The organism is bacterium (assembly GCA_016702305.1).
Taxonomy (GTDB): domain Bacteria; phylum Electryoneota; class RPQS01; order RPQS01; family RPQS01; genus JABWCQ01.
Genome location: JADJEH010000017.1, coordinates 368,062 through 391,833, shown reverse-complemented (window position 1 = coordinate 391,833; position 23,772 = coordinate 368,062). Strand labels below are relative to the sequence as shown.

Sequence of the window (23,772 nt, the reverse complement as noted above, 5' to 3'; positions counted from 1 at the left end):
GCGTCTGATCAATAATGGATTCATTAAAGCAACGAATATACTCATACGCAGGTTTTGCCGAGACGTTGGCCGCGCTGTCGGAGGCGCGGCATGGCGTGCTCGTGAAAAACGTACCGGGCGCGCTGCCGGTGCTGGTGGCAAGCTACCTGTTTGAGAAATCGCGGCGGCCGCTGCTGTTGGTGGCCGAAACGCTCGAGGACGCCGAGGAATTTGCCGACGATCTCACGATACTGCTGGGTGAAAATGTCACGAGCCTTTTCCGGGGCTGCCGGACTACCACCGCGAGTTGAATCCGATTGAATTGTCGGAGCGCGCCGAAGTGCTGATGACGCTCGCGCGGTCGAAACAGCCGTTGATCGTCGCGCCGCGGCGCGCTGCCCGATCCGCTGCCCGACTTGCAGGAGGTATCGCGCAATACCTACACGCTCGCCAAGGGCGAGACGCTGCCGCGCGACTCGCTGATTCAATTCTTGCACGAATCGGGTTATACGCGCGAAGTATGGTCGAAGGCGTGGGGCAATACGCGGTGCGCGGAGCGGTGCTCGACATCTATCCGTTCGGCGGATCGCATGCGGTGCGCGTGGAATATTTCGGCGATGACATTGACGACTTGCGCAGCTTCGATCCGCAGACGCAGCGTTCGACCGGCAAGCTCGGTGACGTGACGATCATGGCGGCGGAGACGCCCGGCGCGGGGAATTCACATCTGCTCCAGCATCTGCCGGAGAACACGATCATTGTCTGGTCCGAAGGCCGACCGGCGCATATGGCCGTCAAGGAGCGCTATGAAGAGCGCACGGCCAAGCCCGGCCTGCGGCTGCGCGATTTGCGAAACTCCGCGCCGGACGAAGACGACGAAGATGACGCGCATCTCAGCGAAGACCTGCACGACATCGTCTATGAAGACGACGAAGAGATTCCGGTCACGATTCCCGAACAGGTACGTGCGCTGCACGAGCCCGGGAAGTGGATGGAGCCGGAGTTGATTTACGGTGCGGTCCAGCGATTCGCGCAGGTGTTCCTGCAAACGTCACCGCAGCCGCCGTCGCATACGCTCGACTTTGCCGGCGCGCCGCAGGAACGCTTCGCGTCGAATCTGCCGTTGCTTGCCGAACGCGTGAAGGAATACACCGCGCGCGAATTGGAAACCGTGCTGCTGTGCGACAATCAATTGGCGGCGGACCGCCTGGCGCAAGTGTTGGTCGAGCGCGGCGTGCCGGAGCACTCCTTCAGCGCGCGCGAAGGTGGCCTGCGGCACGGTTTCATGCTCGAGGCGGCCGGACTCGTAGTGCTCGTGGACCACGACATCTTCGGGCGCAAGCGGCGCAAGCGCCAGTTCACCGAAGTTCGGGAACGCGGTGCCGCTGCATGACATTGATGCGCTGCAGGTCGGAGACTATGTGGTGCACGTCGAGCACGGCATCGGCCGCTATTGCGGTTTGACGAAAATCGCGGTGGGCGGCATGCAGCGCGAAGTGCTGAAGATCGAATACCGCGACGGCATCCATCTGTTTGTCAAGCTCGAAAACCTCGCCTCGGTGCAGAAGTACTCGGCAAAGGAAGGTTTTCAGCCGCCGCTGTCGAAGATCGGCGGCAAGGAATGGCGCGAAGTCAAACGTAAGACCAAAGAGTCCTTGGTCTCCATCGCCGAAGACTTGATCAAACTCTACGCCAAACGACGCGCGGAGCGCGGGATCATCTTTTCGGGCGACACGCCGTGGCAGCGCGAAATGGAAGCGAGTTTCCCCTACGAAGACACGCCCGATCAGTTGACGGCCAGCGAATCGGTCAAGCGCGACATGGAAAACCCGATGCCGATGGACCGACTGATTTGCGGCGATGTGGGCTACGGCAAAACGGAGGTCGCGATGCGTGCGGCTTTCAAAGCCGTGACCGACGGCAAGCAGGTGGCGGTGCTCGTGCCCACGACGATTTTGGCGCAGCAGCACTATCGCACATTCCGCGAGCGCTTCAAGAACTGGCCCGTGGACGTGCGCGTGATCTCGCGTTTTCAATCCAAGCGCGAGCAAAGCGAGGCGCTCAAGAAGCTCGCGGCGGGTGACGTGGACGTGATTATCGGCACGCATCGGCTGCTGTCGAAGGATGTGCAGTTCGACGAACTCGGTCCCTGATCATAGACGAAGAGCACCGCTTCGGCGTAGTGCAGAAGGAGAAGATCCGTTCGCTGCGCGCGAATGTTGACGTGCTCGCGATGAGCGCGACGCCGATTCCGCGCACGCTGCACATGGCGTTGATGGGCGCGCGCGATCTGTCGCAGATCACCACACCGCCTCCGGGACGGCAGCCGATTGAAACCGACGTCGTGCCGTTTTCAGAAAAAGGTCATCAAGGAAGCGGTGCAGCACGAATTGACGCGTGGCGGTCAGGTGTTCTCGTGCACAACCGCATTCAAAGCATCGCCTGTCGCCGAGATGCTGCACCGTCTGCTGCCGAACATACGCATCGGCGTGGCGCACGGTCAGATGAACGAGCACGAGCTGGAGCAGGTGATGCTCGATTTCTCCGAGAGCAGAATCTTGACGTGTTGATCTCGACGATGATTATCGAATCCGGGCTTGGACATGCCGAATGTCAACACCATGATCGTCAATCGCGCGGACCGGCTGGGCGTGGCGCAGTTGCACCAATTGCGCGGGCGCATCGGGCGCAGTTCGCGCAAGGCCTACGCGTACCCTGCTCGTGCCGCCGCATTTCGAGATGTCGCAGATCGCCCGCAGCAGATTGTCTGCGCTGACCAATTTCTCGTCGTTAGGCGCAGGCTTTCAGTTGGCGATGCGCGACTTGGAGATTCGCGGCGCGGGAAATCTCCTGGGCCGCGAGCAGTCGGGGTACATCAACTCCATCGGGTTTGAGATGTATCAGCAGTTGATCGAGGAAGCCGTCCGCGAGGTGCAGACGGAAAAGTCAAATTGAAGATAGACACGGACGCGTTCATGCCCGAGCACTATCTGCCTGAAGGCGGATTGGGGCTGAACATCTATCGAGAATTAGCGCGCGAAGGACGTGAAGAAGGTCATGGAGCTGTCGCGCGAAGTCGAAGACCGTTTCGGTAGCTTGCCGGACCCGGCGCGCACGCTGTTTGACATGGTGCGCATCCGGATTCTTGCGGAGCAATTGGGCGCGGATGAAGTGAACGTAATGGCGGCGCGTATGGAGTTGGGCTTTGCGGCGGATCATGCGGCGCGTGACAAGATGCTGGCGCTGGCGGCGCAGCGACGGCTATCCGATCGAGTTGGACGCGACGAGGGGAGTGACGGTCCGGTTGAACTTGAGCAAGCGGCCTGAATGGAGCGCGAAGTTGCGCTATGCGGAGGAATATTTGGCGGCGGTAAATGGCGAATTAGTGGAGTCACTTTAATCATACGAGGCCCTGCGATGACGGGTCGGCTATTGTTTGTCTTAATGCTTCTATCACCGGCGCTCTCCCGCGCGTTGGTGATCGAAAATGGAACGTTGACGGGATTCTTGATGGACACATGCGCGACATGCGCCTACGACAACTGGCAATCGCACGTGTCGGAGCGCATTCAACGGCCCGGCTATAATGACTACGGTCCGGCGCACCTGGACCCGCAAACGAACGGTTTCGGCGGATTTCAATACATCTATGCGAACGCGCACGGGGATTCAATCATGGCGCGCTGGCGGCAGGTGTTTTTGTGCGCCATCCATGGCGATTGGGAGTGCGCGGATTCCCTGATCGCGCGGCAGGACAGCGCGTGGAACTATGAACTCGCCCGCATCGAAGAGCCGACCGGCGCAAGCTACTATGTCATGCGTGAACGGCTCGACTCATCCTACGTGGACGTGAACGGCGACACGCTAACGGCGAACGACGTGCACGGCGGATTTCGCCGCGGCTGGGGCGTGTTTGTGTTCAGCGCCGCTCCGCGGCACGCGCGGGCGGTCGTGCAGATGCCGCACCCCGAAGACGATTTCATGTCAATTCCCGTTGGCATCGAGCTGTTTCAACAGGCGGAAATGGCGATTCTGATGATCGCGGGCGCGGGTCGCGAAGTGATGTACGACAGCGCGGCCGGTCAGTACAATAACGCGCGCACATTTTCCGATCCATCGCGCAATGCGCGGCATCCATTTTCGGAGCTCTCGCGCGTGATCAAGGACTCATGGAACTCTCCGCCGGTGAATCCGCTGGTGCTGATTCAATTGCACTCGTACGATCACGCCACGCACGGCCCACTGCCGGACATTCAGGTTTCCTGCTATCATAACGACGAATTCCCGAACGCGCCGCTGCGAAACTTCGTGAATCAGCGCGACCTGTTTCACGCGCATCCGGTGTTCCCGTGACGAGCGTGGACGGCGACGACACGATTGACGTGGCCGTCAACAACTACATCGGCCTGTGGAGCAATCCGGCGTACGTGTATACGACGGCGGAGACGACGCTGACGATTCCCGTAGTCGGTGATTTGATCGGCGCGCCGGATAATGTCGTGGGCGACTATTTCCATGCAGGGCATGACGTGCAACGGCACACCGAGAATTTCATTCACATCGAATTGGACGAATATCCTGACAAATTGTGGGCGCCGCTCGATTGGCCGCGCTGGCTGCCGGGGACGCCGCCGACGGAGTGGAATACGTACCGTCACGCGTTGGCCTACTATCAGCCGTTCATTTCCGCGGTGGATTCGGCGCTGACATGGCATGAAATCCCCGATGAAGAGCCGCCGCTGGTATGCAATCTGACTGGCGCGTATGATTTAGCGAATGGCGCGGTGACCATTACTTGGGATGCGCCCGCCTACGACCGGCACTTTGACACGTATCAGGTATTCTTCGATACCAATGAAGTGTCGCTGTCGTCGCCGCACATTGCGCGGACGAACACGGGTTATAACGCGCTGGGCAACATGCTGGGGACGTCCATCACGGTGTCGGGCCTGCGCACGCCGGTGTGGGATTACACGTTTGCAATTCGCGCGAAGGATGTGCTGGGCTACGAATCGGAGCTGTCGCCCGCGCTGGGCATCACGGACGGCATGGTGCGTGACGTGGCAGCGTTCTGCGACGGTGATTCCGTGCGAATGACGTGGAGCGCGCAGCCGAATGATGACCGTTATGAAGTCTGGGAATTCCCGCCGGGATTGGGCGGCTACTACTATTTGGGCACGACACTGACGAACAATTTTGTGTTTGTTCCGACCGGATACTCCGGGAACGGCGTCTGTGTGCTCATGGTGAAGCGGGTGATCGAATAGCGCGGGTAATCTAAGAGGGGGGCCGGCGAATGACGAATCGGACCGACGAACGGTGAAGTGGTGGGCCGTGCTGTTGCTGTGGCTGCCGGCCTCGGCGTGGGAATCGTGCATGAGACAGGTTTTCTGCGCGGATTTCTCCTGGACAGTTGCTCGGCCTGCGCGTATGACAATTGGCTGTCACATGTCTCGGAACGCCTGGTGCGACCGAACTACAACGACTATGGTCCGCCCAATCTCGACCCGGTGACGAACGGTTTCGGCGGATTCACCTACATTACCGACGACAGCACGGGCGATTCGACGCTGGCGCGTTGGCGGCAGGTGTTTGACTTCGCGATTGCCGAAGAGTGGGCGCAAGTGGATTCGCTGCTCATGCGGCACGAAGCCGAGTGGCGCTATGAACTTGTGCGCTTGCAGGAGCCGGGCGTGCGGCGGCACTACTATCTGCTGCGCGAGCGGTTGGATTCGAGTTATGTGGACACCAACGGCGATTCGACCGGCGCGCGTGCTGTGATCGGCGGCTTTCGCAACGGCTGGGGCGTGTTCGTGTTCAATCCGGAGGCGCGGCATGCGCGGGCGATTGTGCAGGTGCCGCATCCGGAAGATGATTACATGGCGCCGCCGGTGGCGACAGAGATGTTTGTTCGCGACGGGTTGGCGCAATTGATGATTGCCGGAGCAGGCCGCGAAGTGCTGTGGGACACGACCTTCGCAACGTACAACAACGGCCTGTCGCTTTCGGATCCGTCGCGCAACGGCCGACATCCGTTCGCCGTGGCCACGGAAGCGGCGATTGCGGTCTGGGACGCGCCGCCGGTCAGCGAGTTTGTGGTAATCCAGTTGCATTCGTACGATCACAATGAGCATGGGCCGCTGGGCGACATGCAGATTTCGTGCTTCTTCGACGATCATTTTCCCAATCCGCCGCTGCGTGACGTGTCCCGGCATCGGGACTATATCCACGCGCTGCCGCTGTTTCCGATCAACGGCTTCGACGGCGATGAAAGCGTCGTCACACGCGTGGACGAATACGTGTCGCTATGGTGCAGCCCGGCCTACAGCTATTTCGGCGCGGACACCGTCGCGCTGCGCAGTGTGTTCGATTTTCTGGGCGTGCCGGAGAACCAGCAGGGCAACGCATGCCATGCGAATCACGACGAGCGCTTCGACACGGAGAATTTCGTCCATATCGAACTCGACGAGTATCCTGACGCGCTGTGGCAGCCGACGGATTTTGCGCGCTGGCTGCCGGGCGCCCGCCCGCGCGGTTGGCGAACTTTCGATTGGTGATAGACTATTTCGCGCCGTTCGTAACTGCGGTGGATTCTGCGCTGACGTGGCACGAGGTGCCGGACACGCTGGCTCCGGAAGCGGTTTATCTGCGCGAGGTGTCGCGCGTGAACGCGTCCACAGTAGATATTCGCTGGGATGGCGTCGCGTACGACCAGCATTTTGACACCTACGAAATTGTGTACGACACGACCGAGCTGTCGGAACTGTCGCCGCGCGTGACCCGCGCCACTTCCGCCAGTTATACGGCTCTGGTGATCAGCACACGGCGATGCAGCGCTTCACATTGCTGACTCCGCCGCTCGAGCGCTATCGTTTTGCCCTGCGCGCGCGCGACATGGCAGGCAATGTCCTGGCGTTCACGCGGAATGGGGCATTGCGGACAGCGTGATTCACGATTTGACGATCACGGTGGACGGCGATTCTCTGCGGCTGAATTGGACCGGCGCGTACTACGATTCGCTCTATGAGGTGCACGAATATCCGGCCGGTATGGGCGGCTACTACCTACTCGGCGTGGCGGACGTGAATCATTTTGCATTCGTGCCGACCGCCATGGCGGGGAACCGGATGAGTGTGATCATGGTGAAGCGCGTATGGGAAGAATAGCGTATACGTAACCAACCTTACAACCGTTCCTCGCCGGACCTGCGAACAAGGTAAAACCACTACAGCCCATGACGATCCACCACGCTACATCTCCGGAACAGATTCGGCTTGTATACAATGTCATGCGCGAACTCCGGCCGCACCTTACCGCGGACCAATTCGTTGAGCAGGTATTGCGACAGATGCGGGAACATGGCTACATCCTCACATAGAGGAGAGCGGTCAGCCATTGGCGGCGGCGGGGTACCGGCGAACGGAACTGCTACATTGGGGAAAAGTTTTGTATATTGACGATTTGGTCACCGCTGCGGCGGCCCGTGGGCGGGGCCGCGCTGACCATTTGTTCAATTTTATCGTGAATCAGGCGCGGGAAGAGGGCCTGGCAGCCGTCCATCTGGACAGCGGAACCCACGCTGGCCGATATGACGCGCACCGCTTCTACCACAAGCACGGGATGAGCATCACGAGCTACCATTTTGTTTTGAATCTGCAAACAACATAAATGAACCGGAACACCATGCAACGAACAGGACTTCTGTTGAGTCTGCTGGCCATGATGTGGCTGGCGAGCTGCGAAGGCAAGAAAGACTACATTGCCAAAATCGGAAACGAAACCATCACGGAGCAGGAATACCGCGCCGCGATGCTCTCGAAATTTCGCACCGACGACAACATTAAGCAACGGCCCCTTGAAGAGCGCAAGAAAATCGCGCACGACATGGCGATCGAAGAAGCGAAATATCTTGAGGGTCTGGCCCGCAAGTACGACGAGAACCCGGAGATCGCTACAAATCTCGAAGCGGCGGCCAAGCGCCGAGCGCTCGATCTGCTGTACGAAGAGCGCATCATCGCGCCGGTGATCACCGATGAGCTGTTGCGTGAGCACTATGACAGGTCAGCGAAGGAAATCAGCGCGCGGCATATTCTGGTGAAGAAGAGCGCGGCGGATTCGAGCGCGGCGGCGGCGGCGCGCCTGAAGAGTCGCATTGACTCGATCAAGACCGCGATAGACAACGGTCTCAATTTCAAAGCGGCGGCGGCGCTGCTCTCGGAAGACGCGACGACGGCTGTTGATTCCGGTGACTTGGGCTGGTTCCCCTGGGGCCGGATGGTAGACGAGTTTCAGCGCGCGGTGTGGTCCGCGCCGCTGCGCAAAACGGCGGGTCCCGTGGAATCGCCGTTCGGCTGGCACCTGATCTGGGTGGATTCGACTCGTGATGTGACGGGCCGCCCGCCGTTTGAAGAGATGAAGAAGGATTTGGCGATGCGGCTGCGCGAGGTCGAAAGTCTGAAGCTCGGCGCGCGCGCGCGGGATTTTGTCAACGCGCTGCATACGGAGTACTCCTTGCAGTATGACGAAAACGCGCTGGCGATGTTCACGGGCAAGCTGACGGATCCGCAGATGTCGCTGAACAAGGAGCTCGGGCCGATGTTCACGGGCGACGAGAAGGCGCTCGTGGCGGCAACGCACAAGCTCGGCAAGATCACGATTGAAGATATGATTCAGAAGGTCGGCAGCAACGCCTATCGCGTGGATTGGAAGAATCCGCAGTCGGTGCATGATCTCGTGAACGCTCTGTGTGAACCGCAGTTCCTTGAGGACAAGGCCGGCCAAGACGGTTACATCAAAAAGGCCTATGCCGATTCGAACGTCGTGGCGCAAAAGAAGGCGGCGATCCAGCGCATGGTCGAGAAGGTGGAAATCACCGAGAAGCTCGAAGGCAGCGAAGAATCGGACAAGGCGTATTACGAGCGCAACCTGGAGTCGTTTATTCAGCCGGAGACGCGCTTGATCCGCGAGATCTTCATTAAGGAAGACAGCGCGAAGGCCGTGCGCGTGCGCGATCGCGCGCTGAAGGGCGAAGACTTTGCGAAGCTCGCCTGGCAGTTCAACGAAAAGGAATCCACGAAACGCGACTCGGGCCGGATCGGGCCATTTGAAGAAAAACGCTTTGGCATGATTGGCAAGTCGGCCTTTCAGCTCGGACAGCCGGGCGCGGTGTCCGAGGTTGTGAAGGTTGGGAAGAACTACTCGGTGCTCCAGCTCATCGCGGCCTATCCGTCGCGTACGAAGACGTGGGACGAAGCGAAGGGCGATGCGCGGCGCGAGAACCGCGTGGCGCGCACACAGCAGCTGCAAGAGGAGTTGGAAAAACTGTTGGTGTCGCGCTATCCCCTGAAAGTGAACGACGAGCTGCTCGGATCGATGTGGCCGCTTCCCCCCGAACGACAGGAACGCGCGGCTCGTGATCAATAAGGGCATCTGGCTGGTCGGGCTGTGTTTGCTTTTGGCGGCCTGCAATCGCACAAACACCGCCGACCTCGTGGCAAGCGTAGGCGAACGAACGCTTAGTCGCGCGGACTTCGCGACGTGGGCGGGCGTGCCCTTCGACAGTTTGAGTGCGGAAGCGCGGCAGCCGCTGGTCAATGCATGGCTGGAGCTGGCCATGATTGAGCAGGAGGTCGAGGCCACGGGGCTGCGCAAAGACGCCGACGTTTCCCGGCAGGAGCGCGAGTTGTTGGCGCGTTTTCATCGTGCCGTGTTGTTGGCGCGTCTGCCGGAACCGAAGATTACCGATTCGTTGATCGCGGACTACTACACGACGAATCTGGCGGAGTTTCGGCGCCCGATGGACAGCTATCTGATCGAGGGATTTTGGTGCGAGTCGGACGACACGCTGAAGGCGTTTCGCCGCGCATTAGAGCGGGCGGACACGTCGCAGTTGCGTTCGGACATGGTGATTTGGGAAGGGAAGTGGCTGACGGACTCGCGCGAGTTGGATCCGATACTGCTTGAGGCTGTGCGCAAGTTGCCCGCGGGCGGATGACGCCGGTGCTGCCGTTCGGCGAGGGCTATCGGCTGTTGCGGCTGCATGAACTCTATCCGGAGGGGGCGCAGCTCAGTCTGGATGCTGTGCGGCAGGAGATACGGGAACGACTGTTGACCGAGCAGAGTCAAAGAAGGCAGGAGCGTTGGGAAACGGAATTGCGCGGCCGCTATCAGCCGCGTCTAATGGGTGACACGAAATGATCAGAGCATTGCTTATCACGCTGGCGTTGTGCGCCGCGTTGGCGCGCGGCGAAGAGGTGATTGACCGGGTTGTCGCGGTGGTGGATGACGAGATAATTCTCGAAAGCGAAGTGTTGCAGTATTTGCAATACACGCTTGGAGCGCGCGTGGCGCTGGACTCGCTTTCTGAAGCGCAGATGGACACGCTCAGCAAGGAAGTACTCGAGGAGTTGATCGCGCAGAAACTGCTGTTGACACAGGCGCGCAAGGACTCGATTGTGGTCACTCCGAAGGAGATTGACCGCGAACTCGACAACCGTGTCAGCAATCTCTTGACGCAGGTGGGCGGGCAGGAGAAGCTCGAATCGTACTACGGCATGCCGTTGCCCAAGATCAAGCGGCAGTTTCGTCCGCTGGTGGAAGAGACGTTGTTGATCGAGCGCACGCGCGGCAAGCACATGCAGCAGGTGCGCGTATCGCGGAACGAGGTGCTGGAGTTCTGGGAGACGATCAAGGATTCGCTGCCGCCGCTCAGGGGATGCGATTCGGCTGTCGCACATTCTGCTGGCCGATCGGATTGCCGAGGCTTCGACGAACGCGGCGATTGCGCGCGCCGACTCGGCGCGGCAAGCGATCTTATCGGGTTCGATTACGTTTGAGGAGTTTGCCTCGCGCTATTCCGAGGATCCGGGTTCGGCGGAGCGCGGCGGTGCGTTGGGGACGACGAATCGCGGTGATCTGGTGCCGGAATATGAGGCGGCGGCCTACGTGTTGGAGCCCGATTCGATCAGCGCGCCCACGGTCTCGCCGTTCGGTGTGCATGTCATTCGGTTAAACGAGCGCACGGGCGAGAAGGTTAACACGAATCATATTCTGTTTCGGATCGTGCCGGCGGAGGCAGATTTGCAGAGCACGGTGAGTGCGGCGGAGTCGCTGGTGGTGCGGCTGCGCGGCGGCGATGATTTCGCCGAACTCGCGCTGAACCTTTCGGCGGATACGAAAACGGCGGCCAGCGGCGGCGACCTCGGTTGGTTCAGTCCAACCGAGCTGCCGGACGAGTTTAAGACGCCGATTGAAGGCAAGTCGAAGGGTGAGTACAGCGATCCGTTTCGCACGGCCTTTGGCGTGCATATCTTGAAAGTGACCGACCGCGTCTTCTCGCGCAAGATCACGCTCAACGAAGACTACAGCCGTATCGAGCAGATGACGCTCGCCAAAAAGCAAGAAGGCGAGTTCAAGCGTTGGGTCGAAAAGATCGCCGACGAAACCTACGTCGAACGCAAGCTCTAAAAACCGTCGCAACGCACAATCAAAAAGCCGAGTCACCCGACTCGGCTTTTCAATTTTGCTGAAGCGCTTGCCCCGCTCATGAACGGCGGGCCGCAAGGTTAGTGCATCGGAATCGTCAGGACCGCGCAGGGCGATCGGCGGACGACGGCTTCGGCAACGGAGCCGAAGATGAAACGCTTAAGTCCCGTGCGGCCGTGCGTGGCAATCACAATGACGTCCGGCTTGATTTTGTCGGCGAGCTGCACTATCTCATGGGCGGGATCGCCGATCTCCACATAACGGTGGATAGGAATATCCGGTTTTACGAACTGGGCCAGCGTTTCGTCCAGCCTGGCGCGGAAGGCCTTGAGCATGTCGGCCTCGTATTGCTTCACATCAAAGGCGACGGAACCGGCACCGGGAGGCAGTTCGACCAGCGGCACGGGCAAAACGACGTGCAGCACGTGCAGCTCGGCCTGATAGCGGCGGGCGAGCTCGTCCGCCGTGGCCAAGGCCCGAAAGGACGGGTCAGAGAAGTCGGTCGGGCACAAGATCTTGCGGAAAGATAGCATGATACACCTCCGAAAATGGCTCGTTGAAATTTTGCGAGCAATTGCGTATTTTGGAACGGTTGTTGTAGGCCGTATAAGTTACATTCTTCATCGCAAACAATTGTTCCCGCGTTGCATAAACTGACTGTGAGTGTCAGCTTTCGCGGGCCAAATATCTAAGGACATAGAAGCAATGAGTTCGCATGTTGCAGAGCATTCTGCTGCCCCGCCCGAAGTGCTGGCTGAGGCGATAGACGCCCTCCGGTGTGTATCGTCTGGTGACCGTGTTTTCGTGGGGTCAGGATTGGCCGTACCGCAGTTGTTGGTGGACGCTTTGTCCGCGCGCGGGGCAGAGCTGGAAAACGTTCAGATCGCGCACTTGATGACCATGGGTCCGGCTCCCTACGCGGAACCGGGGATGGAGAAGAGCTTCCGGGCGAACGCGCTGTTTACCGGCGCAAACGTGCGCACGGCGGTCAACGAGGGCCGCGGCGACTATACGCCGGTGTTTTTGTCGGAGATTCCGGGGCTGATTCGCAGCGGGGCGCTGAAGGTGGACACCTGCCTGCTGCAGGTAACTCCTCCGGGCACGCACGGCCATTGCAGTTTGGGAATTGACTGCGCGTGTACGCTTGAAGCGGCGCGCAATGCCAAGAACGTCATCGGTTTGGTCAACGATCAGATGCCGTGGGTCTATGGCGAGAATTTCTTGCACAAGTCCATGTTCCGCGCGCTGATTCACTACGATCATCCGCTGCCGGAGCTGCCGCGCAACACGCCGAGTGATCAGGAAAAACTAATTGGTCTGTTTTGCGCGGAGCTGGTGCCGAACGGCGCCTGTCTGCAATTGGGAATCGGTGCGATTCCGGATGCGGTGCTGGCGAGTCTGGGTGACAAGCGCGACTTGGGCATGCACACCGAGATGTTCTCGGACGGCGCGGTGGAGCTGGTGCAGAAGGGTGTGATCAACTGCCGCGCGAAGACGCTGCACAAGGATAAGATGGTGGCGAGTTTTGTGCTGGGTTCGAAGATGCTTTATGATTTCGTGCGCAGCAATCCGTTAGTCGAGTTTCGTCCGGTGGATCACACGAACGATCCGTTTATCATCGCGCGTAACGACAACATGATTTCGATCAACAGCGCGCTGCAGGTGGACCTGACCGGTCAGGTGTGCGCCGATTCGATCGGGCATACGATCTTCTCGGGTTTTGGCGGACAGGTTGACTTTGTGCGGGGCGCGGCGCGTTCGAAGGGCGGCAAGCCGATTATCGCTCTGGAATCCACGGCCAAGAGCGGTTCGATTTCGCGCATTGTGCCGTCGCTGTCGCCGGGCGCGGGTGTGGTGACGTCGCGTGCGGACGTGCACTATATCGTGACGGAATTTGGCGTGGCCTATCTGCACGGCAAGACGCTGCGGGAACGCGCGCAGGCGTTGATTCGCGTGGCGCATCCGCAGTTCCGCGATGAACTGAAGTACGCGGCGCAGCAGAGAAATCTGATTTAGTCTGCAAGGACGCGATAATGCAAAGCGGGCCGGAGAGTTTTTCTCTGGCCCGCTTTTCTATATGCCTTATGACTTTGAACCGCTTACGCTTTTTGAGCGTGCAGGAAGAAGCCGTTTTGGCTGATTCTGGCGATGGTGCCGGTGGGGGATTTGTAGAAGGTCTGCAAGTGGACGATCTTCAGGCCGGCGCGCTGGAACAGGTCGCGCAGGTCGCGCTCGTTGAACTGATGAAAGTGCGGGCGATATTTGCGCGAGAAGATGTGTTCGACTTTGTAGATCAGGCTGTAGTCGTTGGGTGTGACCAGAAACAGATTTGCGCCGGGGGCCATGATGCGCTTCATTTCGAGCACATGGAAGAGCGGGTTGAACAGATGCTCGAGCACTTCGAAGTGCGTGAGGGTGTGGAACGAGTTATCGGGATAGTCGTAGCGGTCCACATCGAGGTCGGCTTCGCTGACTTCGATTTTTAGGCCGGTGCGGTCGCGGAGGACGTCGCGCATGTAGCTTTCGCCGGAGCCGACATCGAGCCAGCGTTCGCGCAGGGGGTATTTTTCCCAATAGGCGTTGAGCATTTTCATCAGGCGCTCGGTGCGGGCCTTGTTACCCGGGTCGTAGAGGGTATCGTCGGCGCCGATGCGGCTGTCGAGCTGGCGGTTATCGTCGTAGGTGTGGCTCAAGGGGGATCCTGTGGGGAATTGACCGTTTTGACCGCCCAAGATACTCATTTTTCTATAAGTTGGGCAAGCCGGGAGCGGTATTTTACCCTAAAAACTGCTATATTCGGTGTTTAGATTGGGGGATTGCGGGGGTTTGGCTGTTTGTAAGCAGTTGATTGGGCTGGGATTAGGGCCGGAGAGTTGAGGTTTACGCTCAGGCAGATCGCCCCGTGACCGCTTTGCCGTCATCGCTGAGTGCTACTGCAGCGATTGTTCTATTCCGAGAGCCAGCGTACCGCTGGACCTATTGCCGCTAGCGCGTGTGGGCGCACGGTAGTTTGGTCGAGAGGCAGCTTTGATGGATGGGAACGCGGGGCGGGGGAAATCCGCGAGAGTTTTCCACGGTTGTATCACGATCTTTCGATCGTGTTTCGGTTAGGGTAGTCGGCGTGGCGCGCTGTAAAGGGACCCGGGGGGGGGTGTATCATACGCGGCAGAGGTCGAGAGCGCTGGCCCGTGGGGGTATGGGAAGGAGCGATTTTGTGCGTACAATATACAACATTGTAGACGTGTTGTCAAGAATTATTTGCTTAAAACAAGCATTTAGCTAAACGTTTGTGCAATGTGGGGTTGCGCGGATTGGCATTGGAGTTAGGGATTTGGGGAGGAGGAGAGGGGGGGATGAAAGGCGGGCAGTGTGCAGGTGCGGGAGAAAGTAATTTGGCCTAATTTGCAGAATTTCTTCCAGTTGACAAGATGGCAATTCATGTATAAAGCAGCTTCAGACGTTTCGAGCGTAGGCAACGTAACGTCCGTAGGCGAGTGAAATCAGTTGTGCTCGACCGATAAAAGCACCGCAAGGGACAGGAGCAATTTGGTATTCGTTGTTGCGCTTGTGCGGGCGATGGGTTGGGAGCAAGGCAGAGATTGATGGAGATCTCAAGGCCCAGCGTCAAGAGATCTGCTTCCCATGCAGGAACTGCAAAGCGAATCAGATGAACCTCTTGAATCTGGTCAAACGTTGTCGACTGAAACACGGAAGCGCTTTCCCGCAGCTAATACCCCGGGTCGACCCCAGCAAGCTGCCGCTCGTCAGGATTACCTTTGAGTACTGAGAAATAAGCCGGACATCGGCTAAGGCCGAACAGTGCCAGAGTCATTACAGACAGATTCCTTGACTTGCCCTCAAGCAATTGACGGCCTTTCATGACCGGGAACACCTCACCGCAGTCTTAGACGAAGTGCGAATTATCAGCTTGGTCAGCAGCATTGTCCAGGTACACATAGAACCACCATTGCGCGCAACCAGCCGCAGATTTTGACCGGTGAAACCGATTCACACTTCAGGACTTCTTCTTTCCAAGTCGGCATTTGGAAAGTGCAAATATGAAACAATTGAATCCAAACGACGAGTCTGTTTGCTGACGGGTCTCCTCCGAAAGAGCCGGAACCGTTCCTAAGAGCGAGACCCATGGTCACCTTTCAATAGAGCCTAATCCAAGATCTCCAACAACCGGACTCTCGAGGAGTCTGGCAACAGTAGGACATCTGTTGTGCACAAGCGCATGGTTAATTCTAGACACACTTCCTTTAAACACAAAAATACAAATTTAAATCAAAGGCGCAAAGGCCTTCATGCTAGCCAGTAACTCCACAGTTCGGACATCGTTTGGCTCAGTGCGAATCCATTTTGACTTCCTCATGAAGGCGCAAAGCAGTTCAACCAACGGGACTCACATAAAGGACTTGCTCACAATTGTGCGCTTGTTCGGCCTAAGAACAGGAAGCCATAAACGAAGAACGGTATCAGACGGGCGAGTGGCTGTCAAAATTCGTAATGTATGACAAAGGTCTTTCCGAGAAGAGCAGATTGATCGGTCAAGTCAATTACTGGCAGGCCAGAAAATGGACCGGCCAATTTGAGGAAGTAAAGACAGAAATTGAACGATTCGATGTTTCTGCAAAAGAGCCGATCTTCCTCACAGTGAAAAACGTGCTGCTTGGAAAGCTTGATGAAGCATTCAAAGAAATAGATATCCTGATAGAACGTCAAGAACTCAGCATTGACTCATTACATGAATGGCCGATATTTCGGGAAGTTCGACTGGACGAGCGATTCAAGAAGTATCCCACAATTGCGAAGGAATAGTAATGCCAAAGTGCTTTGTCATAATGCCAATTACGACTCCCGGGCATCTCGTGCCCAAATACAGAGATGACCGGATCATTTTACGCACGTTTATGAGTGTCTTTTCCGGCCTGCGATTGAAGCGGCGGGGTTTGAACCTATTCCGCCATCATCGGCGGGGTCTGAGATTATTCAGGCAGACATAATTCACAATCTTGAAGACAGTGATTTGGTATTATGCGACATCTCGATTCTAAACCCCAATGTGTTCTTTGAGCTTGGTGTCCGAACGGCGCTGAACAAGCCGGTCTGCCTCTTGCGAGATAGCCTAACCGAGAATATTCCATTCGACACGGGGATGATCAATCATTACACTTATGATGCAGCTCTCTTTTCTTGGAAAAAGGAGGGGGACATCAATCTCCTGAAAGAGCATATACTTGAATCTGTTAAGAGAAGCGGAGCAGAGAACTCGCTATGGAAGTACTTGGGAATGCGGTTGCACACGCAGAGTTCTAGACCGCCGCTTTCCGTCGAAGAAAAGATCGAATACTTGTCGGGTTTGATTCAAACCCAAATAAACGAGTCAAGAATGATCACACTCGGACCGAGGCTCCACGACCTAAGCTATTCCCCAATCGAGCGAGAATTGCCAATCAAGCAAATACTCGATGCTGAGTTGAAGAGTATCGCGGCCGAACGCGGGATCATGATGCCCAGCATTACATGGGTGGCGGACGACGCGGCGATAGTGCAGTTTGAAACAAAAACCGTTGACCAAGAAATCGTCGATAGGCTGAAAGGGAGGGCGCGGCAATTGAGAATATCTGCGATTATTATGAACAGGTCAGGCAGGCAGCAATGAACGGTCTAAGAAGCGAATTCTTCGCCCCCCCGCAACCAACGTTAATTTCCAAGAGTTTAAGGGTTGAGTGAACGGATCGGTACACAGACAATAACAAATTGAAAATACTACCTTTGTATAGGACTTCCCGGCTGGGGCTGGGTTGGCTGGTGATTTGCGCGCTCTGGCTGGGGGTGTGCTCGGCCTCTTTCGGTGCGGAAAGTGGGTTGAAAGTCGGCCTGCTGAAGTATAACGGCGGGGGCGATTGGTACTCGGGCGGGCGAGCTTTGGGCAATCTTTTGCGCTATGCCGAAGGGACCTCCGGCACCGATTTCGATCCGGAACCGCGCGCGGTCGAGCCGTCCTCCAACGAGCTGTTCAGCTATCCGGTGACCTTCATCAACGGCCATGGGAATGTCTCGTTCTCGGAAAATGAGGTGAACAACCTGCGCGCCTACTTCAACGCGGGCGGCTTCCTGTTCGCCAACGATGACTACGGGATGGACGCGAGCTTCCGGCGCGAAATGAAAAAAGTTTTGCCGGACGCGGAATGGTACGAACTGCCGTTTACGCACCCGATCTATTCCTCAACGACCCGCTTTGCAAGCGGACTGCCGAAGATTCATGAGCACGATAAGCAACCGGCGCAAGGGTTCGGGCTGTTTGTGAATGGGGTGATGGTGTGCTACTACAACTACGAATGCGATCTGTGCGACGGCTGGGAAGCCGAAGAGATTCATAACGATCCGCCGGAAAAGCGCAAAGCGGCACTCGACATGGGGACGAATGTGCTGGTGTATGCGCTGACGCGAGGAAGCGAGTAGCCCACTTGAAAAGTGGGCAACGCTGCGCTGACGCCAGCGTGGACGCTGGACCCCTTGCCGCTGGCGCGGAATGGGAAAGACTTGGACGATTGCGATATTGTTTGGGGGATTTTGCCCAGCAAGCTGGGCGCTATGAGAAGATAACGCGCTTGGGTGTTTGACCCCCTTTGCCCCCGGTTAAGCGAGGGGGACTGAGAAAGCAACTTGGGAGAGATTCGATGTATCTCGGACTAGCATCAATATTTTTGATTTTGGCGGCGCTGGTGGGGACGAATCCGCTGTGGCAGTTGATTCGCAAGCTGCCAGCCAAGATGAAATTTGTGTGGATTCACGGCAGCCTGGCGTTTATCGGGATGTCATTCATGGTTCTGCACGCGACATCGTCGCCGCGACCGACGCCGTGGTTTGCCTTCATGGTGCTGCTGATCACATTTTTCGGCGGTGTGGGACTCTTTGCGCTGCGGCGCATGAAGGCGCCGATTCCGGCGGGGATCGCCTTGATACACCCGTTGGCGGCGGTGGTGGGATTGGTGTTGTTGTTTTCGGCAATGTTCGGTAACTAAGGACGGTTCACTTGGCACTTCTTCGAGCACGCACGTCGCGGCGACCTGTGAAGCACGCCGTGGAGCAATTGACGGGTTGGTACTTCACTCACTCGATTCAAGGTTATCAATTTTTGCAGACGGGTGAACTGCCGCCGTCGGTGGTGCGCGAGCGCTTGAAGGTGGCGATGGCGCGCTGGCGGACACAGCAACGGCGGATCTTGAAGGAAGTCAGGAAGAGTATATAGGCATAGGGGCACCCGCGGTGGGTGCCGCCGCGAGACTAGGATGGGAATTGTGCGAGTGACGCACTAACGATAGAAGAAAGAAACAGACGACAATGGGTGCACGAGAAGTTTTGACGACGATACGCAACTGGATGGCGGGCTTGAGGCGCGCTGTTCTTCTGAATACATTGAAGAGCCATGCGCTGTTGGCGGTGGCGGCGTTTATCGCGGTGACGCTTCTTGTGCTCGTGCTGGAATCGCTCGGTCATTTTGGCGGCGGTGCGCGCACGGCGCTGTTGAGCGTGTGGGCTGCGTCAGCGATTGCGGCGCTGGGATTGGGCGTCGTCTGGCCGATCTTGAAGTTCACGCTGTTTGCGCCGACGGACCAGAAGCTGGCGGGGCAGTATGCCGAGCGCATTCCGGGGATTCGTGACCGGGTGTTGAATGCACTCCAGTTGCTTGATAAGGTGGACAATGCCGAGCGCGATGGTGTGTCGCCGGAGTTGATCTTAGCGGCGGGGCGCGGTGTGGCCGAAGAGTTGGTTCCGATTGCACCGGCGGCGCTGCCGGATCGCGCGCGACTGAAGCAGCACGCGCGCTATGCGCTGTTTTCTTCGGTGGCGGCGGTGGCGCTGTTGGTGGTGTTCGGTCGTCCGTTAATGTCTGCGGCTGAGCGTGTGATGAATCCGAGTCAGGATTATTCGCCGAGCCCGGAATTTGTGCTGCACGTGGCTCCGGGCGACGTCGAACTCGTACGTGGCGACTCGCTTCAAGTGATTGTCACAGCCACCGGCACGCTTCCCAAAGAACTTACGATCACGCGCAAGGAGAAAGGCCGCACGGCAGATGCTCCCTTGACCGTTGAAGGTAATGAGAATGGCCAATACACCGTAACATGGACGGGACTGGCGACATCGTTTGAATATTGGGCTTACAGCGGCGCGGTGACGAGCGCGAAATATACGGCGACGATTCAGGAGCTGCCGGCGGTGCGCTATCTGTCGCTGACGCTGACGCCGCCCGCCTATACGGAGTTGCAGCCGCTGACGCTGGAAGAAAACGTGGGGGACATATCGGCGGTGGTGGGGACGCAGGCGAAGCTGGTGATTTCAGCGACGAAGACCCTGCAATCGGCGGCGATAGAGTTCTTTGATATTACCGGGGAGAATCTGACGACGCCGCGCGAGACGTTAGCGCTGACGCTCGAAGGCAGCAAGGCGACGGGCCAATTTACGGTGACGAAGAGCGGCACGTACCAGATCAAACTGCGGGACGGCGAAGGCCGTGAGAACCGCGACGAGATCAGCTACCGGATCAACGCACGACCGGACGAAGCTCCGGTGATTTCCCTTGTGGAACCAGCGAACGATCTGGAAATCGCGGCGGACATCAAGATACCGTTGGTGGCGGACGCGGCGGATGACTACGGTTTTTCGAAGATGACGCTGCGCTACTACCGCACGTCGCCGTGGGATCAGCCGTGGGACGTGCCGGATGACAGCTACGAGCGTATGGCGCTGGATTACCGGTTGACGGAGCCGGGCCGGTGCGTGGTTGAGACGGTATTCGATTTGACGCCGCTGCAACTGCTTCCTGAGGATCAGGTGCTGATGTTCGTCGAGGTGTGGGATAACGACCGAATCAGCGGACCGAAGCGGGCCAAGAGCGACGTGCGCGTGCTGCGTTTCCCCTCGATGGCGGAGATCTTCGAGCAGCAGGAGCAGGTTGAAGAGAAGCGAACGATCACGCTTGAAGAGCTGTTAGAGGAATCGCAGGACCTGCGCGAAGAGGTGGAGAAGGCGGTTGAGGAGTACAAGTCGAATCCTGAGATGAGCTACGAGCGCAAGCAGGAGATCGCGCAGTTGATGGAGAAGCAGGAGCAGATGTCGCAGGTGCTCGAACAGGTGTCGCAGGCCATTGAGAAGCAGCAGATCGCCAACGAAATGCGCTCGCTCTATTCACCGGAAGTGATGGAGAAGATGCAGCAGATACAGGAATTGGTCGAAGAGGTGATCACTCCGGAGATGCGCGAGGCGATGCGCAAGCTGTCGGAAGCGATGCAGCAGCCGTCGCCGGAGGAGATGCGCAAGGCGCTCGAGAATTTCCAGAAGATGCAGGAGCAGTTCAATCTGGCGCTGGATCAGACCTTGAACATGCTGAAGCAGATGCAGGCGGAGAAAAAGCTGGACGAATTGTCGCGGCGTTTGGACGAACTATCGAAGCAGCAGGAGCAGCTCAACAACGAGCTCGATCAGGATAAGAAGAACGCGGATCAGAATGCACAGCAGCAGGATAAGCTGTCGCAGGAGATGAAGAAGATCGAGCAGGAGATGAAAGAGCTTGCCGAGCAGATGAAGAAGGATCAACTGCAGGGCGAGCAGAAGATGGAAGAGTTGAACAAGGAGATGCAGCAGGAGCAGCTCTCGCAGCAGATGCAGCAGAACGAGCAGCAGATGAAGATGGGGCAGAAGCAGTCGGCGAAGAAGCAGGGCAAGCAGATGCAGCGCAAGATGCAGGAGATGGCGCAGCAGATGCAGGATTTGCGGCAGCAGATGCAGTCCAATCAGGACATGGAAACGATGATGGAGATGGAGAAGGCGCGCGACAAGATGCTTGATCTTTCGATGCGGCAGGAGCAGCTTTGGCAGGAATCTCAGGAGACGGATCCGAACAGTCCGCATATGAACGAGCTTGCCGAAGAGCAGGAGAATTTGAAGCAGGCGATGAAGCGGGTGCAGGAAGACATGCAGGAGCTTGCCAAGAAGAGCATGGCGGTGACTCCGAAGCTGATGGCCGCGATGGAAGAGACGCTGAATCAGATGCAGAAGGCCTGCAACGCGACGCAAGAGCGCGATTCGCGCACGGCTTCGCACTATCGCAAGCAGGCCTTGGCGGCTCTGAACGAGACGCTGAAGCAGCAGAACAGCGCGTGCAAGCAGTGTCAAAGTCAGTGCAATAAGCCGAACAGCAATTCCAACTGCAACAAGGCCGGCGGCATGTGCCAGAAGCAGGGGCAGATCAATCAGCAGACATCGTCCATGATGACGAATCCGGGCACGATGTCACAGGGTCAGGCGGCGGCGATGCAGCGGCTGGCTGGGGAGCAGGAAGCGTTGGCGAAGTCGGCGGGCGAGCTGGCGGCGGAAGCGTCGGCGTCGAAGCAGACCGTGGGGCGACTCGATGGGATGAAGGAAGAGATGGAGAAAGTTGCGGCGGATTTGCGTTCCGGCAAGATCACGCCGGAGACGATAGAGCGCCAGAACAAGATCGAGTCGAAACTTTTGGACTTCCAGCGCGCGAACCGCGAGCGCGAGTTTTCACCGCAGCGCAAATCGAGCACGGGCATTGACATGGTGCGGGCTTCACCGCGCGAGCTGCCGAAGAAGCCGGGCGAGGATCAATTGCGCGAAGATCTGTTGCGCGCGCTTGACGCGAAATACACGCCGGACTATGAAGATCTGATCCGCAAATATTTCGACGCGCTTTCGAAGTGGCAGTAACCGGCGTGGATGCCGGGAGCCGTCGGAAGGCGGAGCGCACGCGGATGTTGGACCTTTTTCCATTTTGATTACCACGCAAATTTCACGCACCTATTTGTTATCGGCGCTATTGCTGCTGCTGGTTGGCTGTTCGCGTTCTCTGCAGACGGGTCGGCTCGATACGGGTTCGTGCGAGCAGGTGTTTTTGCCGCGCTTCATAGCGCAGGATGACGGTTCATTGAATTGTCAGTGGGTCGAGTTTCACCGCGATTCGATCGGTGGAGCGGGGGCGACATGGAATCCGGCGGCGCAGACGTTTGACAGCACGCGCGGTTACGGGTTCATTGAACGGCAGTATGTCGTGTGTGTGCCGGAATTGGTGCGCTGGACGAATCGCGAACACGGCACGGCAACATTCGTGGCGCACTCGTGCATTCAAGAGTGCTTCATGGTGTGGCAGGACAGCCTGGGCAAACGCGAAGCGGCGTGGCTGGCGGCTCCGGCGGTTCAAACGTATCCGTTGAAAGTGGATTCGCTGTTTGTGGTGCTGCACGAGAGCTCAACGGAAGACGGTCTAATCGTCGTTTGGATGGACCGGCGCGGCCGGGAGCTTAGCCGCGATACGCTGGCGCTGCCCGGTCCGGATCATGCGGCGGCTGTGGGGGGCGGCGTGACGATGGTGAAGGGTTATGACGACCATTTCACTATCTATCACATCGGGCGAGCGTGCAGTTGGGTGGATAGCGCGATTGTGCAGCGGGCATATACCGCGAGAGCGTCGCTGGGCACGGACTACTTCGTGCAGGACGGCGAGCTGGTTATGGTCAGCGGCTACGCGCCGACGCGGGATGCCGTGGAGTTTGAGACGTTCTATATTGCGGGCGCGAAGGTGCAGTCGCACCATACAGCGTCGGCGGAGTTGCGCGGCGGAGAACCGTACGTGGCGTGCCGCGCGGTGGCGACGGGCGGTGAGTTTCCGCTGATCGTCGCGCTCGCGCAGTCAGCGGAGGGCAGTGAGCTTGTCCTGCTCGCACAGAACAGCGAAGGCGCTTGGGCGCTGGAGGCGAGCGCCGCGGTGGAGCCGACGATTCAGGAGTTTTGCGCCGCAGAGTCTGGTGAGGATATTCTGGTCGCCTATACCGCGGCCACCGAACAGAGCGCAGCCGTCAACAGTTGCCGGTGGTTGCGATTCCAGCATTGAACGATGAGGAAGTTGATGAAATTCGCGTCTGCGTTGATCCTGCTCTGTTGCCTTCTGTCCGGGGCGGCGTACGGTCAGCCGCAGTTCGGTCCGGTCCGTCTCGATCCGGCTACGGATGAGAATTTCTATTTTCCGACCATTGCAATCACGCCGGAGAATCATGTGCGCTGCACATGGGCGAGCGCGAATCCGGATTGGATCGGGGCGTACGGCCGCGAAGTGGACATGAACGGAGCGATCGTCGGCGCGCTGGACACACTGGATATCGCCAGCACAAGTATCGTGAGCTGTCCGCCGCTTGTGGAGTATCAGCGGCTAACGGGCGGCGCGTGGTGCAAAATGACTTATCACGGCTGACTTCAGCAGACCGCGCTCCAGTTTTTCTCCCCGGA

At 58.1% G+C, this 23,772-nt stretch carries 27 protein-coding genes and 1 pseudogene; 26 read left to right on the top strand and 2 right to left on the bottom strand.

The genetic code is table 11. The annotated features are described in order from the left end of the window. The first annotated feature begins 14 nt into the window (after window positions 1–14). The 17 genes and pseudogenes from IPH10_12905 (at window position 15) to IPH10_12825 (ending at window position 11,445) form a co-directional block, all read left to right on the top strand. Complete coding sequence (locus tag IPH10_12905) at window positions 15–290, top strand: hypothetical protein (GenBank protein MBK6911808.1); 276 nt, start codon at window positions 15–17, stop codon at window positions 288–290. Beyond that, window positions 287–1,372: a hypothetical protein gene (locus tag IPH10_12900; protein ID MBK6911807.1), complete on the top strand. Its 1,086-nt coding sequence runs from the start codon at window positions 287–289 to the stop codon at window positions 1,370–1,372. Before IPH10_12905 ends, IPH10_12900 begins: the two co-directional genes overlap by 4 nt. Next, window positions 1,359–2,132 carry a DEAD/DEAH box helicase gene (locus IPH10_12895; protein MBK6911806.1) on the top strand — a complete coding sequence of 258 codons (774 nt, stop codon included), beginning with the start codon at window positions 1,359–1,361 and terminating at the stop codon, window positions 2,130–2,132. The genes IPH10_12900 and IPH10_12895 overlap by 14 nt, the downstream gene beginning before the upstream one ends. Before the next feature lie 177 nt (window positions 2,133–2,309). Beyond that, window positions 2,310–2,549 carry a hypothetical protein gene (locus IPH10_12890; GenBank protein MBK6911805.1) on the top strand — a complete coding sequence of 80 codons (240 nt, stop codon included), beginning with the start codon at window positions 2,310–2,312 and terminating at the stop codon, window positions 2,547–2,549. Window positions 2,550–2,700: 151 nt separating this feature from the next. Further along, entirely contained in the window at window positions 2,701–2,934 is a 234-nt protein-coding gene (locus tag IPH10_12885) for a hypothetical protein (GenBank protein MBK6911804.1), read from the top strand. A 90-nt stretch (window positions 2,935–3,024) separates the two neighbouring features. Next, window positions 3,025–3,306 carry a hypothetical protein gene (locus tag IPH10_12880; protein ID MBK6911803.1) on the top strand — a complete coding sequence of 94 codons (282 nt, stop codon included), beginning with the start codon at window positions 3,025–3,027 and terminating at the stop codon, window positions 3,304–3,306. Between the two features lie 90 nt (window positions 3,307–3,396). Continuing rightward, on the top strand, window positions 3,397–4,332 hold the full coding sequence (locus tag IPH10_12875) for a hypothetical protein (protein MBK6911802.1): 936 nt from the start codon (window positions 3,397–3,399) through the stop codon (window positions 4,330–4,332). After that, window positions 4,329–5,246: a hypothetical protein gene (locus IPH10_12870; GenBank protein ID MBK6911801.1), complete on the top strand. Its 918-nt coding sequence runs from the start codon at window positions 4,329–4,331 to the stop codon at window positions 5,244–5,246. Before IPH10_12875 ends, IPH10_12870 begins: the two co-directional genes overlap by 4 nt. Window positions 5,247–5,324: 78 nt before the next feature. Further along, window positions 5,325–6,536, top strand: coding sequence for a hypothetical protein (locus IPH10_12865; GenBank protein ID MBK6911800.1), 1,212 nt, complete (start codon window positions 5,325–5,327; stop codon window positions 6,534–6,536). After that, entirely contained in the window at window positions 6,515–6,829 is a 315-nt protein-coding gene (locus IPH10_12860) for a hypothetical protein (GenBank protein MBK6911799.1), read from the top strand. Before IPH10_12865 ends, IPH10_12860 begins: the two co-directional genes overlap by 22 nt. A 94-nt stretch (window positions 6,830–6,923) precedes the next feature. Continuing rightward, window positions 6,924–7,145 (top strand): hypothetical protein, encoded by a 222-nt coding sequence (locus tag IPH10_12855; GenBank protein MBK6911798.1) that lies wholly within the window; start codon window positions 6,924–6,926, stop codon window positions 7,143–7,145. A gap of 68 nt (window positions 7,146–7,213) precedes the next feature. Then, a pseudogene (locus IPH10_12850) lies at window positions 7,214–7,647 on the top strand (GNAT family N-acetyltransferase). A gap of 15 nt (window positions 7,648–7,662) precedes the next feature. Next, entirely contained in the window at window positions 7,663–9,402 is a 1,740-nt protein-coding gene (locus IPH10_12845) for a peptidylprolyl isomerase (GenBank protein MBK6911797.1), read from the top strand. Continuing rightward, window positions 9,392–9,973 (top strand): hypothetical protein, encoded by a 582-nt coding sequence (locus tag IPH10_12840; GenBank protein ID MBK6911796.1) that lies wholly within the window; start codon window positions 9,392–9,394, stop codon window positions 9,971–9,973. The genes IPH10_12845 and IPH10_12840 overlap by 11 nt, the downstream gene beginning before the upstream one ends. Beyond that, window positions 9,970–10,176, top strand: coding sequence for a hypothetical protein (locus tag IPH10_12835; protein MBK6911795.1), 207 nt, complete (start codon window positions 9,970–9,972; stop codon window positions 10,174–10,176). Before IPH10_12840 ends, IPH10_12835 begins: the two co-directional genes overlap by 4 nt. Then, window positions 10,173–10,814: a SurA N-terminal domain-containing protein gene (locus tag IPH10_12830; GenBank protein MBK6911794.1), complete on the top strand. Its 642-nt coding sequence runs from the start codon at window positions 10,173–10,175 to the stop codon at window positions 10,812–10,814. The genes IPH10_12835 and IPH10_12830 overlap by 4 nt, the downstream gene beginning before the upstream one ends. A gap of 55 nt (window positions 10,815–10,869) precedes the next feature. Next, window positions 10,870–11,445 (top strand): peptidylprolyl isomerase, encoded by a 576-nt coding sequence (locus IPH10_12825; protein ID MBK6911793.1) that lies wholly within the window; start codon window positions 10,870–10,872, stop codon window positions 11,443–11,445. A 98-nt stretch (window positions 11,446–11,543) separates the two neighbouring features. Here the strand turns inward: IPH10_12825 and IPH10_12820 are convergent, their stop codons facing one another. After that, the gene (locus IPH10_12820; GenBank protein MBK6911792.1) at window positions 11,544–11,996 is read right to left on the bottom strand and encodes a universal stress protein; all 453 of its coding nucleotides are present in this window, start codon (window positions 11,994–11,996) and stop codon (window positions 11,544–11,546) included. 172 nt (window positions 11,997–12,168) lie between these two features. Here IPH10_12820 and IPH10_12815 point away from each other — a divergent pair, with 172 nt between their 5' ends. Beyond that, window positions 12,169–13,479, top strand: coding sequence for an acetyl-CoA hydrolase/transferase family protein (locus IPH10_12815; GenBank protein ID MBK6911791.1), 1,311 nt, complete (start codon window positions 12,169–12,171; stop codon window positions 13,477–13,479). 83 nt (window positions 13,480–13,562) lie between these two features. On the opposite strand, the gene IPH10_12810 is transcribed toward IPH10_12815, so the two are convergent. Then, entirely contained in the window at window positions 13,563–14,156 is a 594-nt protein-coding gene (locus tag IPH10_12810; GenBank protein MBK6911790.1) for a methyltransferase domain-containing protein, read from the bottom strand. Window positions 14,157–16,005: 1,849 nt separating this feature from the next. On the opposite strand from IPH10_12810, the gene IPH10_12805 reads away from it, so the two are divergent. The 8 genes from IPH10_12805 (at window position 16,006) to IPH10_12770 (ending at window position 23,737) form a co-directional block, all read left to right on the top strand. Then, a complete protein-coding gene (locus IPH10_12805) occupies window positions 16,006–16,284 on the top strand; it encodes a hypothetical protein (GenBank protein ID MBK6911789.1) in 279 nt (92 codons plus the stop codon). A 244-nt stretch (window positions 16,285–16,528) separates the two neighbouring features. Beyond that, window positions 16,529–17,128: a hypothetical protein gene (locus IPH10_12800; GenBank protein MBK6911788.1), complete on the top strand. Its 600-nt coding sequence runs from the start codon at window positions 16,529–16,531 to the stop codon at window positions 17,126–17,128. A gap of 146 nt (window positions 17,129–17,274) precedes the next feature. Further along, the gene (locus IPH10_12795; GenBank protein ID MBK6911787.1) at window positions 17,275–17,931 is read left to right on the top strand and encodes a DUF4159 domain-containing protein; all 657 of its coding nucleotides are present in this window, start codon (window positions 17,275–17,277) and stop codon (window positions 17,929–17,931) included. A gap of 218 nt (window positions 17,932–18,149) precedes the next feature. Continuing rightward, window positions 18,150–18,494 (top strand): hypothetical protein, encoded by a 345-nt coding sequence (locus IPH10_12790; protein ID MBK6911786.1) that lies wholly within the window; start codon window positions 18,150–18,152, stop codon window positions 18,492–18,494. An 11-nt stretch (window positions 18,495–18,505) separates the two neighbouring features. Further along, the gene (locus tag IPH10_12785) at window positions 18,506–18,721 is read left to right on the top strand and encodes a hypothetical protein (protein ID MBK6911785.1); all 216 of its coding nucleotides are present in this window, start codon (window positions 18,506–18,508) and stop codon (window positions 18,719–18,721) included. A 140-nt stretch (window positions 18,722–18,861) separates the two neighbouring features. Next, entirely contained in the window at window positions 18,862–22,200 is a 3,339-nt protein-coding gene (locus IPH10_12780) for a DUF4175 family protein (protein MBK6911784.1), read from the top strand. A 64-nt stretch (window positions 22,201–22,264) separates the two neighbouring features. Continuing rightward, a complete protein-coding gene (locus tag IPH10_12775; protein ID MBK6911783.1) occupies window positions 22,265–23,380 on the top strand; it encodes a hypothetical protein in 1,116 nt (371 codons plus the stop codon). A gap of 15 nt (window positions 23,381–23,395) precedes the next feature. Next, window positions 23,396–23,737: a hypothetical protein gene (locus tag IPH10_12770; GenBank protein MBK6911782.1), complete on the top strand. Its 342-nt coding sequence runs from the start codon at window positions 23,396–23,398 to the stop codon at window positions 23,735–23,737. Window positions 23,738–23,772 lie beyond the last annotated feature (35 nt).

Excerpts from the sequence above, each read along its gene's own strand:
- IPH10_12905 (MBK6911808.1), top strand. The coding sequence starts at position 15 with ATGGATTCATTAAAGCAACGAATATACTCATACGCAGGTTTTGCCGAG.
- IPH10_12875 (MBK6911802.1), top strand. The coding sequence starts at position 3,397 with ATGACGGGTCGGCTATTGTTTGTCTTAATGCTTCTATCACCGGCGCTC.
- IPH10_12845 (MBK6911797.1), top strand. The coding sequence starts at position 7,663 with ATGCAACGAACAGGACTTCTGTTGAGTCTGCTGGCCATGATGTGGCTG.
- IPH10_12835 (MBK6911795.1), top strand. The coding sequence starts at position 9,970 with ATGACGCCGGTGCTGCCGTTCGGCGAGGGCTATCGGCTGTTGCGGCTG.
- IPH10_12830 (MBK6911794.1), top strand. The coding sequence starts at position 10,173 with ATGATCAGAGCATTGCTTATCACGCTGGCGTTGTGCGCCGCGTTGGCG.
- IPH10_12820 (MBK6911792.1), bottom strand. The coding sequence starts at position 11,996 with ATGCTATCTTTCCGCAAGATCTTGTGCCCGACCGACTTCTCTGACCCG.
- IPH10_12815 (MBK6911791.1), top strand. The coding sequence starts at position 12,169 with ATGAGTTCGCATGTTGCAGAGCATTCTGCTGCCCCGCCCGAAGTGCTG.
- IPH10_12790 (MBK6911786.1), top strand. The coding sequence starts at position 18,150 with ATGTATCTCGGACTAGCATCAATATTTTTGATTTTGGCGGCGCTGGTG.
- IPH10_12770 (MBK6911782.1), top strand. The coding sequence starts at position 23,396 with ATGAAATTCGCGTCTGCGTTGATCCTGCTCTGTTGCCTTCTGTCCGGG.